Annotated in this window: 19 protein-coding genes; 6 read left to right on the top strand and 13 right to left on the bottom strand. The window is 71.7% G+C overall.

Going from position 1 to position 23,728, the window contains the following annotated elements; genetic code table 11:
- A partial coding sequence (locus tag AB0H12_RS31615; protein WP_499627942.1) for a non-reducing end alpha-L-arabinofuranosidase family hydrolase occupies positions 1 to 189 on the top strand: 189 nt, incomplete at its 5' end.
- Positions 190 to 271: 82 nt separating this feature from the next.
- Here the strand turns inward: AB0H12_RS31615 and AB0H12_RS31620 are convergent.
- From AB0H12_RS31620 to AB0H12_RS31630, 3 genes are read right to left on the bottom strand one after another with little or no spacing between them, the layout of a single operon-like run.
- Positions 272 to 763: a DUF6912 family protein gene (locus tag AB0H12_RS31620; protein WP_499627944.1), complete on the bottom strand. Its 492-nt coding sequence runs from the start codon at positions 761 to 763 to the stop codon at positions 272 to 274.
- Positions 760 to 2,136: a WS/DGAT/MGAT family O-acyltransferase gene (locus tag AB0H12_RS31625; RefSeq protein WP_499627945.1), complete on the bottom strand. Its 1,377-nt coding sequence runs from the start codon at positions 2,134 to 2,136 to the stop codon at positions 760 to 762. The genes AB0H12_RS31620 and AB0H12_RS31625 overlap by 4 nt, the downstream gene beginning before the upstream one ends.
- Positions 2,137 to 2,146: 10 nt before the next feature.
- Entirely contained in the window at positions 2,147 to 2,815 is a 669-nt protein-coding gene (locus AB0H12_RS31630; protein ID WP_499627947.1) for a phosphotransferase, read from the bottom strand.
- Between the two features lie 12 nt (positions 2,816 to 2,827).
- Here AB0H12_RS31630 and AB0H12_RS31635 point away from each other — a divergent pair, with 12 nt between their 5' ends.
- Positions 2,828 to 3,622, top strand: coding sequence for a TrmH family RNA methyltransferase (locus tag AB0H12_RS31635; RefSeq protein ID WP_499627949.1), 795 nt, complete (start codon positions 2,828 to 2,830; stop codon positions 3,620 to 3,622).
- Positions 3,623 to 3,970: 348 nt separating this feature from the next.
- Here the strand turns inward: AB0H12_RS31635 and AB0H12_RS31640 are convergent, their stop codons facing one another.
- Positions 3,971 to 4,381: an HAD-IA family hydrolase gene (locus AB0H12_RS31640; RefSeq protein ID WP_499627951.1), complete on the bottom strand. Its 411-nt coding sequence runs from the start codon at positions 4,379 to 4,381 to the stop codon at positions 3,971 to 3,973.
- A 57-nt stretch (positions 4,382 to 4,438) separates the two neighbouring features.
- Between AB0H12_RS31640 and AB0H12_RS31645 the strand changes: the two genes are divergently transcribed.
- The gene (locus AB0H12_RS31645) at positions 4,439 to 4,831 is read left to right on the top strand and encodes an Rv3235 family protein (RefSeq protein WP_499627954.1); all 393 of its coding nucleotides are present in this window, start codon (positions 4,439 to 4,441) and stop codon (positions 4,829 to 4,831) included.
- Positions 4,832 to 5,344: 513 nt separating this feature from the next.
- Here AB0H12_RS31645 and secA read toward each other — a convergent pair.
- The 7 genes from secA to AB0H12_RS31680 form a co-directional block, all read right to left on the bottom strand.
- On the bottom strand, positions 5,345 to 8,215 hold the full coding sequence (secA, locus tag AB0H12_RS31650; protein WP_499627956.1) for a preprotein translocase subunit SecA: 2,871 nt from the start codon (positions 8,213 to 8,215) through the stop codon (positions 5,345 to 5,347).
- A 527-nt stretch (positions 8,216 to 8,742) separates the two neighbouring features.
- The gene (gene hpf / locus AB0H12_RS31655; RefSeq protein WP_499628166.1) at positions 8,743 to 9,435 is read right to left on the bottom strand and encodes a ribosome hibernation-promoting factor, HPF/YfiA family; all 693 of its coding nucleotides are present in this window, start codon (positions 9,433 to 9,435) and stop codon (positions 8,743 to 8,745) included.
- A gap of 431 nt (positions 9,436 to 9,866) precedes the next feature.
- The gene (locus tag AB0H12_RS31660) at positions 9,867 to 10,511 is read right to left on the bottom strand and encodes a ComF family protein (RefSeq protein WP_499627958.1); all 645 of its coding nucleotides are present in this window, start codon (positions 10,509 to 10,511) and stop codon (positions 9,867 to 9,869) included.
- Between the two features lie 124 nt (positions 10,512 to 10,635).
- Positions 10,636 to 12,366: an LpqB family beta-propeller domain-containing protein gene (locus tag AB0H12_RS31665; RefSeq protein ID WP_499627960.1), complete on the bottom strand. Its 1,731-nt coding sequence runs from the start codon at positions 12,364 to 12,366 to the stop codon at positions 10,636 to 10,638.
- Positions 12,363 to 14,096 carry an MtrAB system histidine kinase MtrB gene (gene mtrB / locus AB0H12_RS31670; RefSeq protein ID WP_499627963.1) on the bottom strand — a complete coding sequence of 578 codons (1,734 nt, stop codon included), beginning with the start codon at positions 14,094 to 14,096 and terminating at the stop codon, positions 12,363 to 12,365. The genes AB0H12_RS31665 and mtrB overlap by 4 nt, the downstream gene beginning before the upstream one ends.
- Positions 14,097 to 14,112: 16 nt before the next feature.
- Complete coding sequence (mtrA, locus tag AB0H12_RS31675; protein WP_015104936.1) at positions 14,113 to 14,790, bottom strand: MtrAB system response regulator MtrA; 678 nt, start codon at positions 14,788 to 14,790, stop codon at positions 14,113 to 14,115.
- Between the two features lie 186 nt (positions 14,791 to 14,976).
- Positions 14,977 to 15,618, bottom strand: a complete 642-nt coding sequence (locus AB0H12_RS31680; RefSeq protein ID WP_499627965.1) for a dTMP kinase — start codon at positions 15,616 to 15,618, stop codon at positions 14,977 to 14,979.
- Between the two features lie 140 nt (positions 15,619 to 15,758).
- Between AB0H12_RS31680 and AB0H12_RS31685 the strand changes: the two genes are divergently transcribed.
- Positions 15,759 to 16,718 carry a hypothetical protein gene (locus AB0H12_RS31685; RefSeq protein WP_499627967.1) on the top strand — a complete coding sequence of 320 codons (960 nt, stop codon included), beginning with the start codon at positions 15,759 to 15,761 and terminating at the stop codon, positions 16,716 to 16,718.
- A 149-nt stretch (positions 16,719 to 16,867) separates the two neighbouring features.
- On the opposite strand, the gene ahcY is transcribed toward AB0H12_RS31685, so the two are convergent.
- Entirely contained in the window at positions 16,868 to 18,331 is a 1,464-nt protein-coding gene (ahcY, locus tag AB0H12_RS31690) for an adenosylhomocysteinase (RefSeq protein ID WP_499627969.1), read from the bottom strand.
- A 131-nt stretch (positions 18,332 to 18,462) separates the two neighbouring features.
- On the opposite strand from ahcY, the gene AB0H12_RS31695 reads away from it, so the two are divergent.
- Positions 18,463 to 20,913, top strand: a complete 2,451-nt coding sequence (locus AB0H12_RS31695) for a hypothetical protein (RefSeq protein WP_499627971.1) — start codon at positions 18,463 to 18,465, stop codon at positions 20,911 to 20,913.
- Here AB0H12_RS31695 and AB0H12_RS31700 read toward each other — a convergent pair.
- The gene (locus AB0H12_RS31700; protein ID WP_499627973.1) at positions 20,820 to 22,088 is read right to left on the bottom strand and encodes a glutamate mutase L; all 1,269 of its coding nucleotides are present in this window, start codon (positions 22,086 to 22,088) and stop codon (positions 20,820 to 20,822) included. The two genes, AB0H12_RS31695 and AB0H12_RS31700, sit on opposite strands and share 94 nt — an antisense overlap.
- A gap of 118 nt (positions 22,089 to 22,206) precedes the next feature.
- On the opposite strand from AB0H12_RS31700, the gene AB0H12_RS31705 reads away from it, so the two are divergent.
- The gene (locus AB0H12_RS31705; RefSeq protein ID WP_499627975.1) at positions 22,207 to 23,727 is read left to right on the top strand and encodes an amino acid permease; all 1,521 of its coding nucleotides are present in this window, start codon (positions 22,207 to 22,209) and stop codon (positions 23,725 to 23,727) included.
- Position 23,728: the final 1 nt, after the last annotated feature.

The following is a 23,728-nucleotide window of genomic DNA, read 5'->3' on the forward strand; positions in this document are numbered from 1 at the left end:
GCCAACAGCGGCGCCACCTGGACCAACGACATCAGCCACGGCGACCTGGTCCGCACCAGCGCCGACCAGACCAAGACCATCGACCCCTGCAACCTGCAACTGCTCTACCAAGGCCGTGACCCCCGCTCCGACGGCGTGGACTACGGCCTCCTGCCCTACCGGCCGGGCCTGCTGACCCTGCAGCGCTGACCCGGGGTTCGAACCACACGGGAGCCGGACGTCCAGATCGAGGTCTGGGCGTCCGGCTCCCGTTCGGCGTGGACGACCGCAGCTACATCAGCTCCAGCAGGAACGGCAGCTCCTGGGGCGCGTACCAGGCCAGCTCGTGGTCCTCCGCCCCGCCCAGCGCGAACTCCGCGTCCGGATCACCGAGGTCCGCCGCGTCGATCACGTCGGCCGCCGCGCGCACGTCGTCCTCCGCCTCCAGCGTGTCCAGGTGGATCGCGGCGATCAGCTTCATCGGCACCGGGCCCGACAGCTTCACCACCGAGAAGTCCAGGTCCGGCCGCAGCTTCACGTCCGGCACGTCCGCCGACACCACCGCGCGCCTCGGCACGGCCTTCTCGTCACCCGCGATCAGCCGCAGCGAACCGCGAGCGGCGTCGAGCATCGCCGAGTACTCGAGCTCCTCCGTGTCACCGGTCGCGTACGACTCGCGCAACGCGGGCGTCAGGGCGAACCCCGTCCCGCCCACGGGCACGAACTCGCCGTTCTCCACCAGGTCGCGCAACATCGCGACGGTCGCCGGGAGGTACACCCTCATGTGGACACCGTTCCCATCAGTTCCTCCACCGACTCCTCGACCATCGCCGCCAGCACGTCCACATCGGACATCGCGTCGCGATCGGCGTTCAGGCCGAAGTACACGCCACCGTCATAAGACGTCACACCGATCGACAACGCCTGGTTCTTCGCCAACGGCACGACCGGGAACATCTCGATCATCTTCGCCCCCGCCGCGTACAGCGGCACCTGGGGACCGGGCACGTTCGTCACCACCACGTTGAACAGCCGCCGCGAGAACGACGACGCCGCCCGCGCGCCCAGCGCGTGCAACGTGGGCGGCGCGAAGCCCGAGAACCGCACCAACGTCTGCGCCGCCACCGACTGCCCCGACTCCTGGTGCGCGCGCATCGCGTGCGACACGTGGTGCAGCCGCACGACCGGGTTCGGCTCGCCCACCGGCAGGTCGACCAGGTACGCCGACACCTGCGTCTCGTCGTCGCGCACCGACATCGGCGCCATGGCCCGGATGGTGGTCCCCGCCGTCACGACCTCGCCGCGCGACAGCAGCCAGTTCCGCAGCGCACCGGACAGCACCGCCAGCACGCCGTCGTTCACCGTGCCGCCGTGCGCCCGCCGGATGGCGCGGAACACGTCCAGCCCGGTGCGCGCCACCGCGAACCGCCGCTGCGGCGAGATCCGCACGTTCAACGGGCTGCCGGGCGCGGGCGACGCGGCGGTCCGCACCGCGGAGGCCAAGCCGCCGAACACGCCGGCGACCTTGCGCACCGTCGCCACCGTGTCCATCGCCGCCGAGCGGACGTTCTCCACCACCTCGCCGGGCCGCTGCACGGCCTCGGCGACCGCGTCGGCCACCAGCTGCAACCCGCTCGGCTCCGGCGACGGCATCCACAGCGACTCCACCGGCGGCCGGGGCGTGGCGGAGGGGTCGAGCATCACCTGCCCGATCTCCGGCGCACCGATGCCGTCCACCATCGCCTGGTGCGTCTTGGTGATCACCGCGATCCGGTTCCGGGCCAGGCCCTCGACCAGGTAGACCTCCCACAACGGCCGGGTCTGGTCCAGCGGGCGGGACATCAGCCGCGCCACCAGGTCGTGCAACTGCTGGTCGCTGCCCGGTTTCGGCAACGCCGACCGCCGCACGTGGTAGGTGACGTCGAAGTCCGCGTCGTCCACCCACACCGGCCGCGCGAGCCGTCCGGGCACGTGCACGACCTTGTGCCGGTACCGGGGCACGAGCGACAGCCGCTGCTCGATCAGGTCGACCAGCCGGTCGTAGTCGAAGCCCGTGCGCGGGCGCCGGAACACCGCCACCCCACCGACGTGCATCGGCGTCGTGGAGTCCTCCAGGTACAGGAACGAGGCGTCCAGCGCGGACAGGCGGTCGGGCATGCGGTCCAGGCTAGTCGGTGCAGTCGCGCACCAGCCTGCGAACGGCGCTGACCTCGGCTTCGTCGCGCTCGTGCCGGGCCAGCCTGATCGCCGCGGCGGCCGGCATGGCTCGCCTGGCCTCGACCCGCACCGAGCCGTCGACCCCGGCCAGGAACCCGCGCACCATCCGCGACCGGACGAGCCGCTTGAACGGCCGCAACGGCGCCACCGCCATCGCCAGCCAGCTCAGCGCGACGTCGACCTTGCGGTCGCCCTTGCTCGCGCTGCCCCAGTCGACCACGACCGCACCCTCGGGGCCCATCACGACGTTGCCGGGGTGCAGGTCGAGGTGCAGCAGGTCGCCGTCGCCCGGCAGGAACGTCGGCGCGGGCACCTGGTCCAGCTTGCGGTGCAGTTCGGCCAGCTCACGGCCCAGCGCGCCCGCCCGCCACGGGCTGGCGTCCAGCTCCTGCGACATGCGCGGACCGGGGACGTACTCCATGACCAGGTCCGTCTCCGAGGCGTCCGCCACCCTCGGCACCGGTATGCCGTGCCGGCGCAGGTAGCGCATCAGCTCGGCTTCGGGCTCCAGGTCGCGGCCCGAGCGGCTGCGCTTGAGCAGCAGGCCGTCGGGACGCAGGTAGACGTCCGCCTCCCGGCCGCTGGCCAGCAGACGGTGCGCCTCGTCGCGCGATGTCATGTGACGATCATCATGATTGACAGCGCAGAAGCAAGCCCCAAATGGGTAGTGGACACTTGCTCCGTGGATGTGTCACCCAAGGACAAGTTCGTCACCGTGTACGGCCGCAAGCCCGTGCTGGAGGCCCTGGACGACCCGCGGCTCGAGGTCGACAAGGTCGTGCTCGCCGACACGGCCCGCGGTCCGGCCGCCCGGGAGATCCTGGACGCGGCGGGGCGGCGGGGCGTCTCGGTGCAGCGGGCTTCCGCGCAGCGGGTCAAGGTGCTGGCCGGGAACGGCAAGCAGGACCAGGGCGTGCTGGCGGACGTCGTCGCGCCGCGGATGCGTCCGCTGGAGCTCGGGTTGCGCGACGGGCCGAGGTTCGTGCTGGTGCTCGACGGGATCACCACGCCGGCGAACGTCGGCATGATCCTGCGCACGGCGACCGCGGCGGGGGTGGACGGCATCGTCGTGCCGCGGCGGGGTGTCGCGTCGATCGACCCGATGGTGGTCAAGGCTTCGGCGGGGGTGGCGTTCCGCGCGCCGGTGCTGCGGTGCGCGACGGCGGCGGAGGCGGCGGTGGCGTTGAGGGGCGCCGGGTACCCGATCTTCGCCTTGGACGCGCAGGCCCGGTCGTCGGTGTACGCGGCTGACCTGCCGGCGCGGGCGGCGTTCGTGCTGGGCAGTGAGACGGCGGGCATCTCGGACGACGTGCGCCCGCACGTGACCGGGTGGTTGTCGATCCCGATGGCGGCGGGGGTGGAGTCGTTGAACGTGGCCAGCGCGGCGGCCGTGCTGTGCTTCGAGGTCGTCCGCCGGCGCGGGTGATCTCGGGGCTGCCTTCGGGCCCTGTCCCGGGACTTCTCCGGTTCCAGGCGCAGCGCGGGTGCCGGAGGGCCGCTCAGACACCCGCGCTGCCCAACCCGGCTGATCGGTGGCTCACCGCAGCCACCCGACGCGGTACCCGTCGGGCCGTCCCGACCAGCCCTCGGCGTCCCGCACCCACGCCCCTCGTACGGCATCGGATGCGGGACCGGAGCACTCGTCGCGCTGTTCATGGCCATTCACGGCTGTTGACGGTGCGACATTCGCCGTAACGTTCCGAACGTACGAAGGGAAGCCGAGTGAGCGGCAATTCACCGGCCAGGTGGATCCTCCGTGGCCGTTCGTGACCGGTTAACCCCGCAGGGGGACTTGGAGCAGCGTTTCCAGTTCCTCGAGCGTGGATCGCACGGACTGGTGGTGCACCCCGACCATTCCGGCCGCCGCGGCGCCCCGGACGTTGACCGCGAGGTCGTCGACGAAGACGCACTCGGCGGCGGGCAGGCCGAGCCGTTCGGCGGCGAGCAGGTAGATGCGGCGGTCGGGCTTGGCCAGGCCGACGTCGCCGGAGGTGATGACGACGTCGAACAGGTCTTCCCAGCCGGCCGGCGGGCGCCACAGGAAGTCGGCGTTGGAGAGCATCGCGGTGAGGATGCCCTGGTGGCGGACTTGGCGCGTGACGGTGAGGAGGGGCGGTTCGGTGGCCGTGTGGTCGTCACCGAGGTCCGTCAGGACGCCGCCGAAGTCGAGAACCAGTCCCCGCACCGTGCCTCCATCGGGTGATCTTGGTACGAAACCCCGGCCGTCCGCCCTCGGTTCAGCATGCCACCTCAACTCCGCACCCTGTCGTCGACGAAGCCCACCGCCGCCCAGGACACCTCCGCCGGGCCCACAGACACCCCTACGCCACCGACTGCGGCCATCGCACCCCTCGATGCCCGCCACTTCCTGTTCCCCTTGGTAGAGGCGCTGAGCGGCAGGCGACCACCGCGGCAACTCTCGGCCACCTTCGCCCCTCGCGCCCTGACCACCGTGACCGAAGCCGCCACCCCAACCCGAACCCGCCTCGGCCGCTACCGGTTGTGCCACGTGTCGCCGGACGCGGCGGAACTGGCGGGCACCCTGCACATGCCGACAAAGGTCCGAGCATTCGCCGCCCGAGTGGAACGGCAAGGATCACGCTGGCACTGCACCGAATTCCACCTTCTCCCCTAGCCGCCCGCCTTCAGCGGGGCCGCGCCCACCGGGCCCCGCTGACTGCTCATCCCTCACACGATCGAGTGACCTTCGCCCAAAAATGTACGGAAACACTGTTACCGCACCTCGGTTGAAAACCAGCGGAACGCCTCGACCACCCACCACCTGCCCATGCCCACCGCCCATGCCCCCACCCAGCGAACAGGCCACACCCCAAAGCCCGGCCGCAATCCCCCGAAGCAGCCCCCGGCAGGAATCGCACACACCGGAATCCCGCCGCAAGTTGCACTGGCCGGGCCGATCCGACGGATCGTGGCCGACCAAGCCGACCACCAGCCGACCAAGCCGACCAAGCCGATCAGCGCAGCGGCCCGGTGCGACGTGGTCGGCGCGGCGGGTTCGCGACGCAGAGTGGATTGCCGGCGGAGGCACGGCAGGGCCGACGGGTGGGGCGAGGAGGTGGGCGGGGCGGGATGCGGAAAGCGGGCCGCCGATGGTGGTCGGGGCCCGCTTTCGGCGGTTCAGGGCTGGTTACTCGCGGGGGGTCTTGCGCTGGCCCTTGGCTTGCGCGCGGGCGGCGGCGCGGCGTTCTTTGCGGGTGCCGCCCGATTGCTGGCCGGGCTGGCGGGAGGTGTTGCCGGTGGTTTCGGCGTCGCCGCTCTCGGACGGGCCCGTGTAGGTCAGGCCCTGCTGGGCCCGGCCGTCCAGGCCCTTGCCGCGCAGGGCGGGCGGGATGGCGTTGCCGCTCTGGAGTTGCGCCAGGGCCGGACCCGCGGGGGCCTGGTTGGCGTCCGCCTGCTGCTGGGCGGCGGCAGCGGCGGCGGCGCGGGCCCTCGCCCGGCTGCCGGCCAGGGGACCGCCGTTGGCGATCGAGACCTGGACGGGCGGCTCGGCGGCCGGCTCCGGCTCGGCGGCTTCCACCTGGAGGTTGAAGAGGAAGCCGACGGTCTCCTCCTTCAGCGCCTCGAGCATGCCGTTGAACATGTCGAAGCCTTCCCGCTGGTACTCGATCAGCGGGTCGCGCTGGGCCATCGCCCGCAGGCCGATGCCCTCCTTCAGGTAGTCCATCTCGTACAGGTGCTCGCGCCACTTGCGGTCCAGGACGGAGAGCAGGACGCGGCGCTCCAGCTCACGCATGGCGCCCGGGCCGACCCGGCCGTCGATGTCCGCCTCACGCGCCTCGTACGCCGCCAGGGCGTCGGCCTGCAGCTTCGCCTTCAGCGACTCGCGGGTGACGTCCTCGTCGTCCTCGATCACCTTCTTCGCGTCGAGGGTGATCGGGTACAGCGTCTTGAGCGCCGTCCAGAGCTGGTCGAGGTCCCAGTCCTCGGCGTAGCCGTCGGCCGTCGCGCCGTCGACGTAGTCGCCGACCACGCTGGTGATCATGTGCTCGACCTGCTCGCGCAGGTCCTCGCCGTCGAGCACGCGGCGGCGCTCGGCGTAGATCACCTTGCGCTGCTCGTTCATGACCTCGTCGTACTTGAGGACGTTCTTGCGGATCTCGAAGTTCTGCTGCTCGACCTGCGTCTGCGCGCTGCGGATGGCCCGGGTGACCATCTTGTGCTCGATCGGCACGTCGTCCGGCACCTTCAGCCGGGTCATGACCGTCTCGACCATCGCCGCGTTGAAGCGGCGCATCAGCTCGTCCTTCAACGACAGGTAGAACCGCGACTCGCCGGGGTCGCCCTGGCGGCCGGAACGACCGCGCAGCTGGTTGTCGATGCGCCGCGACTCGTGCCGCTCGGTGCCGAGCACGTACAGGCCGCCCGCCGCGCGGACCTCCTCGGACTCGGCCTTGACCTCGGAGGTGACCTCCTCGATCAGCTTCGCCCAGGCGGCCTCGTACTCCTCCGGGTTCTCCACCGGGTCGAGGCCGCGTTCGCGCAGCTCGTGGTCGGCGATGATGTCCGGGTTGCCGCCCAGCACGATGTCCGTGCCTCGACCGGCCATGTTCGTGGCGACGGTGACGGCGCCCTTGCGGCCGGCCTTCGCGATGATCAACGCCTCGCGGTCGTGGTGCTTCGCGTTGAGCACCTCGTGCGGGATGCCCCGCTTGACCAGCAGCTTCGACAGGTACTCCGAGCGCTCGACGCTCGTCGTGCCGACCAGCACCGGCTGGCCCTTCTCGTGCCGCTCGGCGATGTCGTCGGCGACGGCGTCGAACTTGGACTCTTCGGTCTTGTAGACGAGGTCGGCCTGGTCGGAGCGCTGCATCGGGCGGTTCGTCGGGATGGGCACGACGCCGAGCTTGTAGGTCTGGTGGAACTCGGCCGCCTCGGTCTCGGCGGTACCGGTCATGCCGCCCAGCTTCTCGTACAGGCGGAAGTAGTTCTGGAGGGTGATCGTGGCGAGCGTCTGGTTCTCCGCCTTGATCTCGACGCCTTCCTTGGCCTCGATCGCCTGGTGCATGCCCTCGTTGTAACGGCGACCGGACAGCACGCGGCCGGTGAACTCGTCGACGATCATGACCTCGCCGTTGCGGACGATGTAGTCCTTGTCCTTGGCGAAGAGCTCCTTGGCCTTGATCGCGTTCTGGAAGTAGCCGACCAGCGGGGTGTTGGTCGAGTCGTACAGGTTGTCGATGCCCAGCTGGTCCTCGACGTACTGCACGCCCGCCTCGGTGACGCCGATCGTGCGCTTGCGCTCGTCCACCTCGTAGTGGGTGTCGCGGCGCATCTTCGTGGCCAGCCGCGCGAACTCGACGTACCAGCGCGAGGACTGGTCGGCCGGGCCGGAGATGATCAGCGGCGTGCGGGCCTCGTCGATGAGGATCGAGTCGACCTCGTCGACCAGCGCGAAGAAGTGGCCGCGCTGGACCATCTCGTCACGGCTCCAGGCCATGTTGTCGCGCAGGTAGTCGAAGCCGAACTCGTTGTTCGTGCCGTAGGTGATGTCGGCGTTGTAGGCGACCCGGCGCTGCTCGGGCGTCATCTCCGACAGGATCGCGCCGACGGTCAGGCCGAGGAACCGGTGGATGCGGCCCATCCACTCCGCGTCACGCTTGGCCAGGTAGTCGTTGGTCGTGACGACGTGCACGCCCTCGCCCGCGATCGCGTTCAGGTAGGCGGGCAGCACGGAGGTCAGCGTCTTGCCCTCACCGGTGCGCATCTCGGCGATCTGGCCGAGGTGCAGCGCCGCGCCACCCATCAGCTGGACGTCGAAGTGGCGTTGGCCCAGGGTGCGCTTGGCGCCCTCGCGGACGACCGCGAAGGCCTCCGGCAGCAGCTCGTCCAGGGACTCGCCGTCGGCGTAGCGCTTGCGGAACTCCTCGGTTTTCGCGCGCAGCTCCGCATCGGAGAGGTCGACGACGTCGTCTTCGAGGTTGTTGATGTGCGCTGCGATGTTGCGCAGGCGCTTGAGCATCTTGCCCTCGCCAGCGCGGAGCAGTCGGGACAGCACCATCCGGGTCGACCTCATTACCTCATCGCGACGCGCCCGGGGGGACGGGCGCCTTCCACCGGGGCTCACCACGGCCATGGCGAGCCTTCACCACCGACCATCGTAGGCAAGTCGTGAAGGTGTGTGCACAGACACAGGTAGGAAGCCGTCTCGGAGGCCTCGCGAGACGCTCCGGAGACGGCCGGCCGACGAACTCCGGAGGGCCTGACATCGCGTTCCGTGACGAGGGCGACTCAGCCACCACCCGGACGGACGCAAGGCGGCCGGTCTCGCCCCGATTCACACGCCCGGATCAGGCCATTCACTCGATTCAGAGACAATTCCCACGCCACCGGCCCACGGGACGCCGGCGGGCGCGCACGTGTTCGGCGGTGATCGGTTCGCGAGGTCACGCCTGTCGTTCGTGACACATTTTCCGACGATCACGGTTCTCGATCACCGAAATGCGGTGCGCGCACGGCGGTCCCCGGCGCACAGCAGACGCCGGGGACCGCGCGAAGTCGAGTGAGGGGACCGTGGTCAGGTGGCGCTCAGGCCAACCTGATCACGCCGTAGTCGAACCCCTTCCGGCGGTAGACGACGCTCGGACGGCCGCTGTCGGCGTCGGAGAACAGGTAGAAGTCGTGGCCGACCAGTTCCATCTCGTAGAGGGCCTGGTCGACGGTCATCGGCTTGGCCGTGTGCTCTTTCTCGCGCACGATCTGGCCGGGCAGGTTGTCCTCGATGCCGTCTTCCCAGCGCTGCGCGGGCACTTCCGCCATGCCCTCGCGCGTGGGTTCCGGTTCGGCCGCTTCCAACACGGCGGTGTGGCCAAGCCACATGCCTTGCGCCTGGCCGCCGTCGCTGTCGGTGCGCAGCGGCAGGGACTCCCCGAGTCCGCTGGTCGCCTCGGCGACCGATGCCGGGGCACGTCGCCCGTGGTGCACGCGCCTGCGGTCGTGCGAGCGGCGCAACCGGTTCTCGAGCTTGCTCACCGCGGAGTCCAGGGCGGCGTAGAAGTCGCCCGCACATGCTTCGGAACGGACCACCGGACCGCGTCCCTTGCCGGTGATCTCGACGCGCTGGCAGTTCTTCGACTGCCTTCGGTTCGGCTCGTGGAAAAGCTCCACGTCGAAGCGGATGACCTTGCGGTCGTAACGCTCAAGCCTGGCCAGCTTTTCGGCGACGTGAACCCTGTAGTGATCGGGCACCTCGACGTTGCGGCCCTTAACGACGATGTCCATACACGACCTCCCTCGCTTTGCTGCGAGCAATGGCTTCGGATCGTTGGGCGCCGGATTCGCGATCATGTTCGCGGACTATGTCGCTGAGGGTGGCCCCTCAGCACCCCACCGGCGCCAGGGTCATGGGCTGTTCGCCTCCTCCCCGCGTGCCGGGAACGCTGATAGCGGTGCACGTTAGCCCGGTATTCGCCGCTGCGACAGCCCCTGGGGCGGGGGAACTCCAAGATTTTCTTGTCGTGACGCAGAGCGACGAAAAACCGCTGTCGGCAGCACGCCACGCGGGCGCGCTCCAACGCCACACCGACGACCGCTCACCCGAACGGCCGAGGCCGGCACAGGCGCCCGCCCGCAGAGTGGTTACGTCGAACGGCCTCTGCGCGGGCGTCATAACCGGCCAACGGCCGAGCGTCCCGGGAGGTTCCCGGCTGGATTCACCCGTGTGGGTGGGTTCTGCGTGCGGTGGTCAGCGTGAGGACAGCGGGTACCCGCAATCCGGCCGCTTTCAACACCGAAACGCAGGCGCGTGCTGTCGATCCGGTCGTCACGACGTCATCCAGCAGGACGACCGATGTGCCCGGTGGTGGCAGGCGATCCGGGACGAGCCGGACGCGTCCCGCCAGATTCGCCTCCCGCGACGCCGCGTCGAGCCGCACCGAATCGCGGACGCCTCTCGTGAACGCGAGCGCGGGCGCCGTGGAAAAGCCGGACGCGCGTGCCATTCTCAGCACGTGGGAACCGCCGCGGGCACGGGCGGCCGACGCGCGCGACGGGGCGGGCACGAGCCACGGCTCGGGCCCGACGCCGGGCAGCCCGGGCACGGCGGCGGCCACCAACGCGCCGAACACGGCCGCCAGCTCACGGCGCCCGCGCTCCTTGAACGCGAGCACCAGCTCACGCGCCGCGCCCGCGTACCCGGCCAGCGCGAACACCGGCGGACCGGCGCCGGGCACGCGCTTCGGCACCCCGAAGAGGGCCAGGCAGCGGGCGCAGAGCCGCACGCCCCACACACCGCAGCCGGGGCAACGGGGCGGGAACAGCAGGTTGATCAGCACGGCCTCGACGATGCCGGCGACCACCGACAGAACAGGCCCCTCCGCCGAGGTGCGCGACGTTCTCGATCGGGTGAACCTCGCGATGGTCCGCGAGGTCGCGCCGGGTGACCGAGCCGCCGTCTGCGGAGCAGCGGCGATCCGACACCGCTCAGCCCGGGTAGAAGGCCTGGGTGCCGGGCTCCACCTTCGTCGTCGACGCACGCCACACGTCGCCCACGTCGTTCGCGCTCCACAGCCCGCTCTGGTCCACCGCCAGCACGTTGCGACCGGGCGCGGCGGTGACGGAGGCCACCGGGACGGTCAGGTTCGACGTGTTGTACCGCTCGACCCGCACCCCGTCGATGTTGACCTTCGCGATCGGCCAGGCGACCAGCGACGTGCTCACCACCAGCACGTCCTGCGCCAGCCAGTCCAGGCCCAACGCGCTGGCGCCCAGCTGGGACGGTTGCAGGTGGCGCGGCGACCGCAGCGACACCGCCGACTCCTGGCCGCGCACCACCGCCGCCACCACGAGCTTGCCGTCCACCACGGCCGCCACCCGCGTGCCGTCGCGGGAGAGCCGCAGTTCGGTGATGCGCCCCAGCTCGTTCAGCTCGGAGGCGTTGACCGCGTTCGCCGTCCACCCGCTGTCGGTCTTGATCACGCGCACCACGTTCGCGCCGTCGGCGACCGTCCACACCTCGATGGCAGGCTCGCCCTGACGCCCGCTGAGCAGCCACGTCGGTCTGGTCATGGTCGACGCGCGCAGGTCGACCTCCGCCAACGGCTCCTGCACCGGCCCGACCCGCAACCGCACGGCGTCGCCCGGCACCCGGCTCACCGCGGCCAGCCGGCTGCCGTCCAGCGACTGCGCCGCGCTCAGCACCTGGTAGTCGCCCGCGCCGGCGGGTCCGGGCACCGCGTCGCCGTTGATCTGCTTGACCCGGCCGTTGCCGACCAGCATCCCGTTCAGGCCGGCGTTCGGCGTGGCCAGCTCCTCACCGGTCTGCACGTCGGCGGGCCGCCACTCGAGCTGGTCGGGGCTGATCGGCTGGCCCTCGACCAGCACCCGGATCCGGCTGCTGGACACGCCCGCGAGCGACCTCACCACCTGCGCCACGATCTGCTTGCCGGTCTGGAGCGTGATGTCGCCGACCTTGGTCAGGTCGACCTCCAGGGCGCCGTCGTCGGCCTCGGAGGTGTTCTTGCGCTGCGCGGCGCCGTTCGGGATGGCCGTGGTCAACGCGCCCCGCATGCCCACCGCGGGCCCCTTGAGCAGCAGGCTCGTCACCCGGCTCGGGATCGACGTCGACGGCGCGATCACCACCCACCGCGGGTCGGGCACGAGCACGCTGAAGTCGGCGTTGTAGAAGAAGAGCGTGACGCGCCGGTAGTTCTGCTGGAACCCGCCCAGCGGCACGTAGACGCCGTCCGGCGGCGCGGAGATGCGCCACTGGTCCTCGGCGTCGCGCTCGATGCCGATCGGCGTGTCGAGGGGGCCGATGAGCTGGATGAACGAGTTGTCCTCCAGCTGCAACCGCCCCACGTTGCGCCCCTGGAGCAGCACGGTGCGGTGCTTGTCGTCCGCCGTCACGCCCGGCGTCGGCACGGTGTTGAACGTGGTGTCGATGATCGTCGGCGTGCCCTTGGTGTTCCACGCCTTCTTCGCGTCCTCGGTCAGGTACGCCTTGGCCGCCGCGTAGTCGCCCTCGGGGTTGGCCGAGGCGTTGACGAACTCCCGGACCAGCGTCAACGGGTCGATGTCCTCGACCGGCTCGGGCGCGGCGGCCTCGCTGGCGTTGCCCACCGACGGGTTCACCGCGATCGGGGACGTCTCGGTGGGGATCGCGGCGCAGCCCGCGGCCACGAGGACGGCCAGGAGCACCGCGAGGAGCCTCACCGGACCTCCTCGCGTTCGCCGGTGACCGGTTGCGCGGGCTGCCACGTGATCTCCTCCTCGGTCAGCTCGACCTCCTCCACCGGCTCGGGCTCGCCCGGCTCCGGCTCGACCACGGGCGGCAGGTCGGGCGGTTCGAGCGGCAGCGGGCTGGACGTCAGCTCCTGGCCGAGCCGGCACGGGATGGTGAGCCGGAACACCGCGCCGTGGCCGCGTTCGCCCCACGCCTCCAACCGGCCGCCGTGCAGCCGCGCGTCCTCCAGGCTGATCGACAGGCCGAGGCCGGTGCCGCCGGTGCGGCGGTTGCGGGACGGGTCGGCGCGCCAGAACCGGTTGAACACCAGGTCCGCCTCGCCGGGGCGCAGGCCCACGCCGCGGTCCCGGACGGTCACCGCGACCGCCTCGCCGTCACCGCGCAGCGTCAGCTCGACCGGCAGGCCCTCGCCGTGGTCGATGGCGTTGGCCAGCAGGTTGCGCAGGATCCGCTCGACGCGGCGGGAGTCCAGCTCGGCGGTGACCTCGTGGTCGGGCAGGTCCATCACGATCGTGGTGCCGCTGCTGTTGGCGATGGCGCGCACCGCGTCGTGGGCGCGCCTGGCCAGCACGCGGATGTCGACCAGCTCGGCGGCCAGCTCCTCGACGCCCGCGTCGAGCCTGCTGATCTCCAGCAGGTCGCCGAGCAGCGACTCGAACCGGTCCAGCTCGTCGACCAGCAGCTCGGTCGACCGGGCCAGGCCGCCGGGGAACTGCTCGCGTGAGGCGTGCAGCACGTCCGCGGCCATCCGCACGGTCGTCAACGGCGTGCGCAGCTCGTGCGAGACGTCGGAGGTGAACCGGCGTTGCAGCTGGCCGAACTCCTCCAGCTGGTGGATCTGCCGCTGGATGCTGGCGGCCATCTCGTTGTACGACTCGGCCAGCCGCGCCACGTCGTCCTCGCCGACCACGGGCATCCGCTGGTCGAGGCTGCCGTCGGCGAACCGCTCGGCGATCTCGGCGGCCTGCCGCACGGGTCTGACCACCTGCCGGGTGACCAGGTTCGCGATGAGCGCGAGCAGCAGGAGCAGCACCACGCCGCCGACCACGAGCGTGCTCTGCACGACGTCCGCGGTGGCCTGTTCGCTGGTCAGCGGGAACAGCAGGTACAGGTGCATGGCGCGGGCGGAGCTGTTCACGGGTTTGCCCACGACCAGCAGCGTGGTGGGTCCGGTCTCCCGTTCCACGGTGGTGATCTGGTAGCCGGCGCTGCCGCGTTCGAGCATCTTGAACAGCCCGTCCGGCACGTCCTCGTACTCGCCGACGGCGACCGGCAGGCCGTCGGAGCCGGTGCCGACGGGGTCGCGGAGCACCGGCTCGAACGCGCCCGCGCCGGAACTGGTGGGGTCGAGGTCGACCCCCGAAGTGTTGATCTTGTTCAGGGCGGTGGTGAACCGGGTCTTCACGCTGTCGGGGCCGGGGTTGAGGCCCGCCAGGTCGGGCTGGATCGCCGCCGCGCTCGCCTCGGTCTGCCGGACCGCCGCCTCGATCTTGGTCTCCAGCAGCTGGCCGGTGATCTGCACCTGGAGCACCATGCCCAGCACGAACACCACGGCCGACGACAGCGCGAGCGTGCTCACCACGACGCGCAGCTGCAACGAGCGCCGCCACAGCTCGCCGAACGTGATCGCCTGCCTGCGAGCGCGTTCGACCCCGCGGCGCACTTCGCGCACCGCGGGGTCGAACCAGCGCTGAGTCATCTCCAGTGCGTTCCGATCACGGAGGTCCGGCCTTGTACCCGACGCCGCGCACGGTCAGCACCACCTCGGGGTGCTCCGGGTCGCGCTCGACCTTGGAGCGCAGCCGCTGCACGTGGACGTTCACCAGCCGGGTGTCCGCGGCGTGCCGGTAGCCCCACACCTGCTCCAGCAGCACCTCGCGGGTGAACACCTGGCGCGGCTTGCGGGCCAGCGCCACGAGCAGGTCGAACTCCAGCGGCGTGAGCTGGATCGGCTTGCCCTCGCGCAGCACCTCGTGCCCGGGCACGTCGATGGTCAGGTCGCCGATCTGGAGCACCTCGGCGGGCTCCGCCTCGGTGCGGCGCAGGCGGGCGCGGATGCGCGCCACCAGCTCCTTCGGCTTGAACGGCTTGACCACGTAGTCGTCCGCGCCCGACTCGAGGCCGAGCACCACGTCCACCGTGTCACTCTTCGCGGTCAGCATCACGATCGGTACGCCCGACTCGGACCTGATCGCCTTGCAGACGTCGATGCCGTTCATGCCGGGCAGCATCAGGTCCAGCAGGACCAGGTCGGGCTTCAACTCGCGCAGCGCTGGCAGCGCGCGGGCGCCGTCGGCCACCACAGCGGTGTCGAAGCCCTCGCCCCGCAGCACGATGGTCAGCATCTCCGCCAGAGCGGGGTCGTCGTCCACGACGAGCACGCGTGCCTTCATACTCAACATCGTCCCACTAGTGGCCGGGAGTCCACGCACCGCCCAGCGGTCATCGCTGCTGGTCGTCGTGCGCGTCCACTCCGTAGCCAGTCTCTGCCGCCGATCCACGTGCCCACCTCGTCCCGCCGAAACGCGAATCCTCTGCGACTCATCGGCGGGGTGGTGACGTTTTGTTACTTCGGTACACTAATGGGTGAACCATCGATCGAGGATCGCCTCGACGCGCAGGTCAGCGGTGCCGTCCAGCACCTCCCACGGTGACAGCCACGAGGCCGCGGCCAGCCCGTCGTACACGGCGGCGCAGCGCGCTTGCAGCCCACCGTCCGATTCGTACAGGTCGCGCCCCCTGGCCTCTTCCACCTCGCGGTGGGCGGCCCGGTCCGCCGCCACGCCCGCGGGCACGCGCAAGAGCAGGTGCAGATCCGGGATCGGCAACCCGAAGCGGTCCACCTCCAGCGACCGCAGCCACTCGACGAACTCGCCGTCCGCGCCCTGGTGCAGCCGGGCCGCGCCGTAGGCCGCGTTGGACGCGACGTACCGGTCGAGCAGCACCACGTCGTACTGGTCGAGGTCGGCCCGGATCCGGTCGGCCGCCCCGCGCCGGTCCAGCGCGTAGAGGACCGACATGCCGTACACCGAATCCGTCAGGTCGCCCAGCCTGCCGTGCAACGCGTCGCGCACCAGGTCGGCGTGCACGTCCTCGTCGTAACGCGGGAACGCCCCCGTGGCGACCTTCGCGCCACGCGCGCCCAGCGCGTCGGTCAACGCCTTGGCCAGGGTGCGCTTGCCCGCGCCGTCCAAGCCCTCGATCACGACGAGTTTGCCCACGGGAACACCCTAAGGGGCACCGTCCGTTCACGATCGGCCGCATGACATCGCCCAGTCGGGTGATCGGAGATCCTTTGCGTCACCAGATTGAGTGACTACGGTGAACCCCATTTCCGGTTGCGCGAAAGGGTGGTGCCGCGGTGACCGCGGATTCCGGGCACGCCAGACCGGTTGAGCAGCAGGCCGCCCACCCGCCCGAGAGCCTGCCCGGCGGTCTCGCCGAAACCCTGCGGTACGGCCCGTTCCACCGGGCGCTGCACGACGCCATCGCGCACCGCGGCCTGTCCCTGGCCCGCCTGCGGGCGCACCTGGAGCAGCTGGGCGTCCAGGTCGGACAGTCGACGCTCAGCTACTGGCAGCGCGGTCTGCGGCACCCCGAGGTGCCACGCGCCATCGCCACCGTGCGCGCGTTGGAGACCGTCCTGAAGCTGCCCCCGGAGTCCTTGGTGGCGCTCGTCGGCAACCGGCCGCAGCCCCGGCTGACCCGCCCCAGCGGCTGGGTGTCGCCGGTGCCGGTGCTGTCGGAGTTCGAGGCCGTCAGCGACGTCGGCGCGAACACCGACATCGAGGTGCTGTCCGTGCACGACACCGTGCTGGTCGGGCCGGAACGGGAGCAGCGGTCGATCAGCACCCGGCTGGTGGTGCGGGCGACGAAGGCCGGACCGGACCGGTACCTGGCCGTGCACCAGGGCGACGAGGGGTGCTTGATCGACAACGCGCTCGTGCGGCCCGGCGAGGGGTGCCGGCTCGGTCGGCTGCGCCGGCAGCTGGCCACCCGCGGGCTGGCGTTCGAGCTGCTGTTCGACCGCAGGCTCGCCGAGGGCGAGGAGCACGTGTTCAGCTTCACAGTGGTGGACGACACGGGCGGGCCGACACCCGGCCACCGGCGGGCGTTCCGCGCACCGTGCCGCGGGTACCTGCTGCAACTGGCGTTCAACCGCCGCGCCCTGCCCGCCCGGTGCACCAAGCAGTTCCGGGTCGACGCCGAGGCCGTGCCGGTGGACCTGGAGGAGCTGGTGTGCGGGCTCGGCGGTTTCGCCAGCGCGTACTTCGAGGACGTCGGCCCCGGCGTGGCGGGGATCAGCGTCGAGTGGACGTGAGAACGGCCGGGGCCCCGAGGGCCCCGGCCGTTCGCGCCAACCGCCGGAGGCGGCTGGGTGACCCAGGTTGACCACCCCGCGAGGTCGCGTCGGTCGTTCGCGACTTCCCGGCGACCGAGCCGCCGTCTGCGGAGCAGCGGCAATCAGACTCAGTACCGGTAGTGCTCGGGCTTGTAGGGGCCCTCGACGTCGACGTCGATGTACTCCGCCTGGTCCTTGGTCAGCTTGGTGAGCTTGCCACCGAGCGCCTCGAGGTGGATGCGGGCGACCTTCTCGTCCAGCACCTTCGGCAGGCGGTACACCTCCTTGTCGTACTCCTGGTGCTTGGTGAACAGCTCGACCTGCGCGATCACCTGGTTGGAGAACGAGTTGGACATCACGAAGCTGGGGTGGCCGGTGGCGTTGCCCAGGTTGAGCAGGCGGCCCTCCGACAGCACCAGGATCGAGTGGCCGTCCGGGAACACCCACTCGTCGACCTGCGGCTTGATGTTGATCCGCCGGATGCCGGGGAAGCGGGCGAGGCCGGCCATGTCGATCTCGTTGTCGAAGTGGCCGATGTTGCCCACGATCGCCTGGTGCTTCATGGCCGCCATGTGCTCGATGCGCACGACGTCCTTGTTGCCGGTCGTGGTGATGACGATGTCGGCGCGGCCGATCGCGTCCTCCAGCGTCGCGACCTCGTAGCCGTCCATCGCCGCCTGCAGCGCGCAGATCGGGTCGATCTCGGTCACGATGATCCGGGCGCCCTGGCCGCGCAGCGACTCCGCCGCGCCCTTGCCGACGTCACCGTAACCGCAGATCACGGCCACCTTGCCGCCCATGAGCACGTCGGTGCCGCGGTTGATGCCGTCGATCAGCGAGTGCCGGATGCCGTACCGGTTGTCGAACTTCGACTTGGTCACCGCGTCGTTGACGTTGATCGCCGGGAACAGCAGCTCACCGGCGGCGGCCAGCTGGTACAGCCGCATGACGCCGGTGGTGGTCTCCTCGGTGACGCCGCGGATGCCCTCGGCGATCTTGGTCCACTTGCCGCTGTCCGCCGCCAACGAGGCGCGCAGCGTGCCCAGGAAGATCTTCCACTCCTCCGGGTCGTCCGCCTCGGGCTGCGGCACGACGCCGGCCTTCTCGTACTGCAGGCCCTTGTGGACGAGCATCGTGGCGTCGCCGCCGTCGTCCAGGATCATGTTCGGGCCGCCGCCGTCCGGCCAGGTCAGCATGGACTCGGCGGTCCACCAGTACTCCTCCAGCGTCTCGCCCTTCCAGGCGAAGCACGGGATGCCCTTGGGCTCCTCCTCGGTGCCGTGGGGGCCGACCACGACCGCGGCGGCGGCGTGGTCCTGCGTGGAGAAGATGTTGCACGACGCCCAGCGCACCTCGGCGCCCAGGGCGACCAGGGTCTCGATCAGGACGGCCGTCTGCACGGTCATGTGCAGTGAGCCGGAGATCCGCGCGCCCTTGAGCGGGTAGACCTCCGAGTACTCGCGGCGCAACGCCATCAGGCCGGGCATCTCGTGCTCGGCCAGCCGGATCTCTTTGCGGCCGAACTCGGCCAGGGAGAGGTCCGCCACGGCGAAGTCGATGCCGTTGCGGGTCTGGAGCCTCTCGGCGGTCATCGCGGGTTCCTCCATCTTCGGGTAGGACGAGCCGACCCTACCGCCCGCCACGCCGGGCCACGGCGGTCGGCGGCATCTGCGCGCCAATGGACCAGTATGGCGAGGCTCAGGTGATGTTCGCGGGAGGATCTGTGCTGATTCCCGGCCCCGACACGCGGGTGGTCGAACTGCGGGTGCACGGTGTCCAGGGCACCACCCCGCAGTCGCTGGTCGACGCGGTGGCGGCGGTGGACGTGGCGGGCGACGGGCTCGGCCGCGTCGTCCGCCCGGCCGACCGGCTCCGCAGACCGGCGCCCGGCCCGGTGTTGCAGGCCGCCGGACGCCCGGTCACGCGGGTGGTCGAGGGCTACGTCTGGGGCGCGATGACCTCCGGCGGCTGGGCCAAGGCGACCTGGGCGCTGCTGTTCCCGTTCTCGCTGGCGAACGTGGCGCACTGGATGCTGCCGCCGACGCCGACCGGCTCCGTGCCCGCTCACCTGCTGGGCGTCGCGCTGCGCGCGTTGCTCCGGTTGGCCGCGCTGCTGCTGACCGTGCTGCTGATCGCGCAGCTGGGGGTGATCAGCCTCGACCTGGTGGCCGCGCAGTGCCTCGCGCCGGGCGCCACGTGCCTGTGGGGCCCTTCGTGGCTGAGCACGACGCCGTGGGTGCGCGCGGTCGTGGGCCTGGCGCCGATCGCGCTGGCCGTGCTGGTGCTGCACCGGATGTCGAGCGTGGACTGGCGGGTCGAGCGCAAGGAGGTGCCGGCGGCCGAGGGCGTGCGGTCCGGGCTGCCCGGCGCGCACGTGGCCACCGATCCGGACACGCCCGCGTTGCGGGTGCTGCACGTGGTCGCGGGCCTGGGCACGGCCGTGGTGATCGCGTTGGGCGGTCCGGCCGGTCCGCTGCTCGCGCCCGGTCGGCACGGCGTCGCGATCGCGGTGTGCTGGGCGCTCGGGGTGGCCCTGGTCGGGGTGGCGGCGCTGGGCGCGATGCTGCTGGACGACCCGACCGGCGGCGCGCCGCACCGGGGCGGCCGGTGGCTGCGGGCGGCGTTGGGGCGCGGGCCGCGGCGCGTGCTGCACACCGTGGCGTGGCTGTCGTTGCCGGTCGCGGTGGCGTTGCTGGACCGGCTGCCGGTGCGGCTGCCCGGCGCGGACCTGGCCGTGCAGATGGTGGCGGCGATGGTGGCGCTGGTGTGCGTGCTGATCGCGTTGCTGCTGGTGCCCGCCGCGCTGCTGGCCCGGCGCACGTGGTCGGCGCAGCCGCGCGAGCTGCGGCCGTGGGCGGGCGGGTGGATGGCCGCGCCGGTGGTGGCGGTGGCCGCGCTGCTCGGCGGCGGGTTCGGCGCGGGTGTGGCGCTCACCGCGCGGCGAGTGCTCGGGTACGGCCACCTGCCACGCGGGTACGACTACATCGCGCTGCTGTGGGGCGTGGCCGGGGTGCTGGCGTTCCTGGCCGGGGTGGCGATGGCGGCGGCCACCGGGATGATGCGGTGGAGCTCCCTTCGGAGGGACAAGGAGTGGGCGCGCGAGGCGTCCTTGTTGCACGCGGGGCGCGCACGGGATGCGAAGCGCGCTGCGCGGGCGTGGTGGTGGGCGCGCTGGCAACGACGGCACAGCCACCACGTGGTGCTGATCATGTCGTCGGTGTTGGCGGTCGGCGCGGTGCCGGCGGCGTTCCTGCGGCTGCGCGAGGTCGACCCGCCCACGTGGGCGCGGCCGGTCGTCGCGCTCGGCGTGGTCGTGCTGGCCGTGCTGGCGTTGTCGCTGCTCCGGGCGGTGTACCTGGCGGCACGGCGGCCGGACAAGGCCCGGCAGGTCGGCGTGCTGGCGGACCTGGCGGCGTTCTGGCCGCGCGAGGCGCACCCCGTGGTGCCGCCGTGCTACGCGTTGAAGGTGGTGCCCGAGCTGGTGGCGCGGGTGCGGGAGCACCTGGCCGACCCCGGCACGCGGGTGGTGCTCGCCGGGCACAGCCAGGGCAGCCTGCTCGCGGCGGTCGCGGCGGCACGGCTGCTGGAGGAGCTGCCGCCGGCCGAGGCGGAACGGGTGGGCTTGGTCACGGCGGGGTCGCAGCTGCAGTGGGCGTACCCGCGGGCGTTCCCGGCGGTGGTGCCGCACAGCTCGCTGGAGACGCTGGCCGGCGGGCTGGCCGGGCGGTGGCGCGCGCTGTGCCGCGGCACGGACGCGTTGGGCGGCGCGGTGATGACGTGGGACCGGCAGGTGTTCGACGGGATGCTGCTCGGCGCGGGGTTCCGGCCGGACGGCACGTCGGGCGCGTTGCCGCCGGCGCAGCGCGGTCCGACGGGCGCGCTGGTGCTCGGCGGCGACCACTGGCTGCCGGACCCGCAGCGCGGTCCGTTCCCGGGTCGCCGGTGGGCGCCGGGCGTGAACCGGCACGCCGACTACACGTCCGACCCCGAGTGGGACCGGGCGATCGCCATCGCGGCGGGCCTGGAGACGACGGACCCGCCGTCGCCCCCCCGTGCTGCCGACCGCGCGGCGGGCGCCGATCAGCTCGCCGTTGACCGAACCGACGTGAGCAGGCGGTCGGCCGCCGCCGTGCGGCCGGTCCCGGCGAGCAGGCCCGCCGGGGCCAGCACGTAGTCGCGGTCGACCGCGACGGCGGCCGTGCGCAGGATCGGGCGCAGGACGGGGTCGGCGCGCAGCACGCGTTCGACGCCGTCGGTCGACTCGGCGTGCCGGAAGACACCGCCGGACAGCACCAGCAGGCCCGCCCCCCGCGGTCCCAGTCGACCGTCGACGAGCCTGAGGTGGCGGCGGACGGCCAGCACGGCGGCGAGCGCGGCCAGCCGGAGGTCCGCGGTCGGGTCGTCCGGCAACCAGCTCACGTCGGCGGCCCGTGCGGCGGCTTCCGGTCGCAGCACGACGGCCTCGCCCTTGTCGATCAGCTTCTCCGCGAGCGCCTCGGCCACCACGCCGGGTGCGGACCAGCGCATGCCCAGGTCGCCCTCGACGGTGCGGCGGTCGGGCGGCAGCGCCACCGTCCGCTCCGGACCTTCCACAGTGGACACCGCGGAGTAGACGTCCGTGGTGGCGCCGCCGACGTCCACGACGAGCACCGCGCCTTCGCGGTCCTGCACGGCCAGCCGGGACACGCCCCGCAGCACGGCGTCCGGGGTGACGGCGCGCACGAGCCCGCCGAACCTCCGACCCCGGGACAGGCCCTTGCCGCCGATCACGTGCCGGAGGAACACCTCGCGGATCGCCGCACGCGCCGGTCCCGGCGCGAGCTCGCCCACGTCCGGCAGCACGTTCGCGGTCCGCACCACGGTCCGCGCGGCGAGCAGCCCGGCGGCCTCCGGCTGGGCCTCGACGTTGCCGGCGAGCACGATCGGGCACGCGACCCGGCTCAGCTTGCCCGCGTTGTGCAGGAGCACCGACGCGTCGCCGCCGTCGGTGCCGCCGACCAGGAGGACCAGGTCGGGCCGGGCCGCGCGCAACGCCCGCACGCCCGCGCCGTCGAGCGGACCGGCCGAGACGTGCACGACCTTCGCGCCCGCCGACAGCGCCACCCGGTACCCGGCCTCGGCGCTGACCAGCCGTTCCTGCCCGACGACCGCGAGCCGCAGCCCGCCGCCCGCCGAGGAGCAGGCGAGGGTGTGCTCGGCCGGGCCCAGGGCACGTGTGACGGCGTCGATGCCTTGAAGCACCTCCGGCGGGGTAGTCGTGTGCTGTGCGGTGCCGAGCAACTCGCCGGCGTGCGACACGAGGGCGCCCTTGGTCCACGTCGAGCCGACGTCCAGGCAGAGCACTGTCATGCGCGAAAACTACCGGTGCCGCCATTTGTCGGTACCCACCTCTACTCTGAACGCACCAACACCGACCAGGGCGCGAGGACCGCGTCGGAGCAGGCGACCAAGCACAGGAGGGACCACCGTGCCGGGCAACGGGCTGTGGCGGACGAAGTCGGTCGAGCAGTCGATCGCGGACACCGACGAGCCGGACACCAGACTCCGCAAGGACCTCACCGCGTGGGACCTGACGGTCTTCGGCGTCGCGGTCGTGATCGGCGCGGGCATCTTCACCCTCACCGCGTCCACCGCGGGCAACCTCGCGGGGCCGTCGGTGTCGTTGGCGTTCGTGCTGGCGGCGGTGGCGTGCGCGCTGGCCGCGTTGTGCTACGCGGAGTTCGCCTCGACCGTGCCGGTGGCCGGCAGCGCGTACACGTTCTCGTACGCGACCTTCGGCGAGTTCATGGCGTGGATCATCGGCTGGGACCTGGTGCTGGAGTTCGCGGTCGGCGCGGCGGCCGTGGCCAAGGGCTGGTCGGTGTACCTGCAGACGGTGCTGGGGCAGCTCGGCGTGACGGTGAAGACCACCGCGTCGGTCGGCGGTGTCGACGTCGACTGGGGCTCGCTGCTGCTGATCGCCGTGCTGACGGCGTTGCTGGTGACCGGCACGAAGCTGTCGTCGCGGGTCAGCTGGGTGATCACGGCGGTGAAGGTGGCCGTCGTGCTGCTGGTGATCGTGCTGGGCTTCGGGTACGTCAAGGCGGCGAACTACACCCCGTACATCCCGCCCGCCGAGACCGGCGGCGCAGGCGCGTCCGGGCTGGAGCAGTCGCTGTTCTCGCTGCTCACGGGCTTCGAGGGCAGCACGTACGGCGTGCTGGGGCTGTTGGCCGCCGCCTCGCTGGTGTTCTTCGCGTTCATCGGCTTCGACGTGGTCGCGACCACCGCCGAGGAGACCCGCGACCCGCAGCGCGCCGTGCCGCGCGGCATCCTCGGGTCGCTGGCGATCGTGACCGTGCTGTACGTGGCGGTGTCGCTGGTGATCACCGGCATGCTGCCGTACGACCAGCTCAAGACCCAGCCCGACGGCACGCGGGCGACGTTGGCGACGGCGTTCTCGGCCAACGGCGTCGACTGGGCGGCCACGGTCATCTCGGTGGGCGCGCTGGCCGGTCTGACCACGGTGGTGATGGTCCTGATGCTCGGGCAGTCGCGGGTGCTGTTCGCGATGTCGCGCGACGGCCTGCTGCCGCGCGGCCTGGCGCGCACGGGCAAGCACGGCACGCCGTTCCGGATCACCGTGATCATCGGTGTGCTGGTCGCCGTCGCGGCGGGCTTCTTCCCGGCGGGCAAGCTGGAGGAGATGGTGAACGTGGGCACGCTGTTCGCGTTCATCCTGGTCTCGGCGGGTGTGCTGGTGCTGCGCAAGACCCGGCCGGACCTGCCGCGCGGCTTCCGCGTGCCGCTGGTGCCGGTGGTGCCGGTGCTGGCGATCCTGGCGTGCCTGTGGCTGATGCTGAACCTGACCGCGTTGACCTGGGTGCGGTTCCTGGTGTGGATGGCGCTGGGCGTCGTCGTGTACTTCGCGTACAGCCGGCGGCACTCGCTGCTGGGCCGCAAGGGCGCCACCGCCGTGCCCGTGGTGAAGCACGACGAGATTCCGTAAC

The organism is Actinosynnema sp. NPDC023794, assembly GCF_040639675.1.
In the GTDB taxonomy this organism is placed as follows: domain Bacteria; phylum Actinomycetota; class Actinomycetes; order Mycobacteriales; family Pseudonocardiaceae; genus Actinosynnema; species Actinosynnema luteola.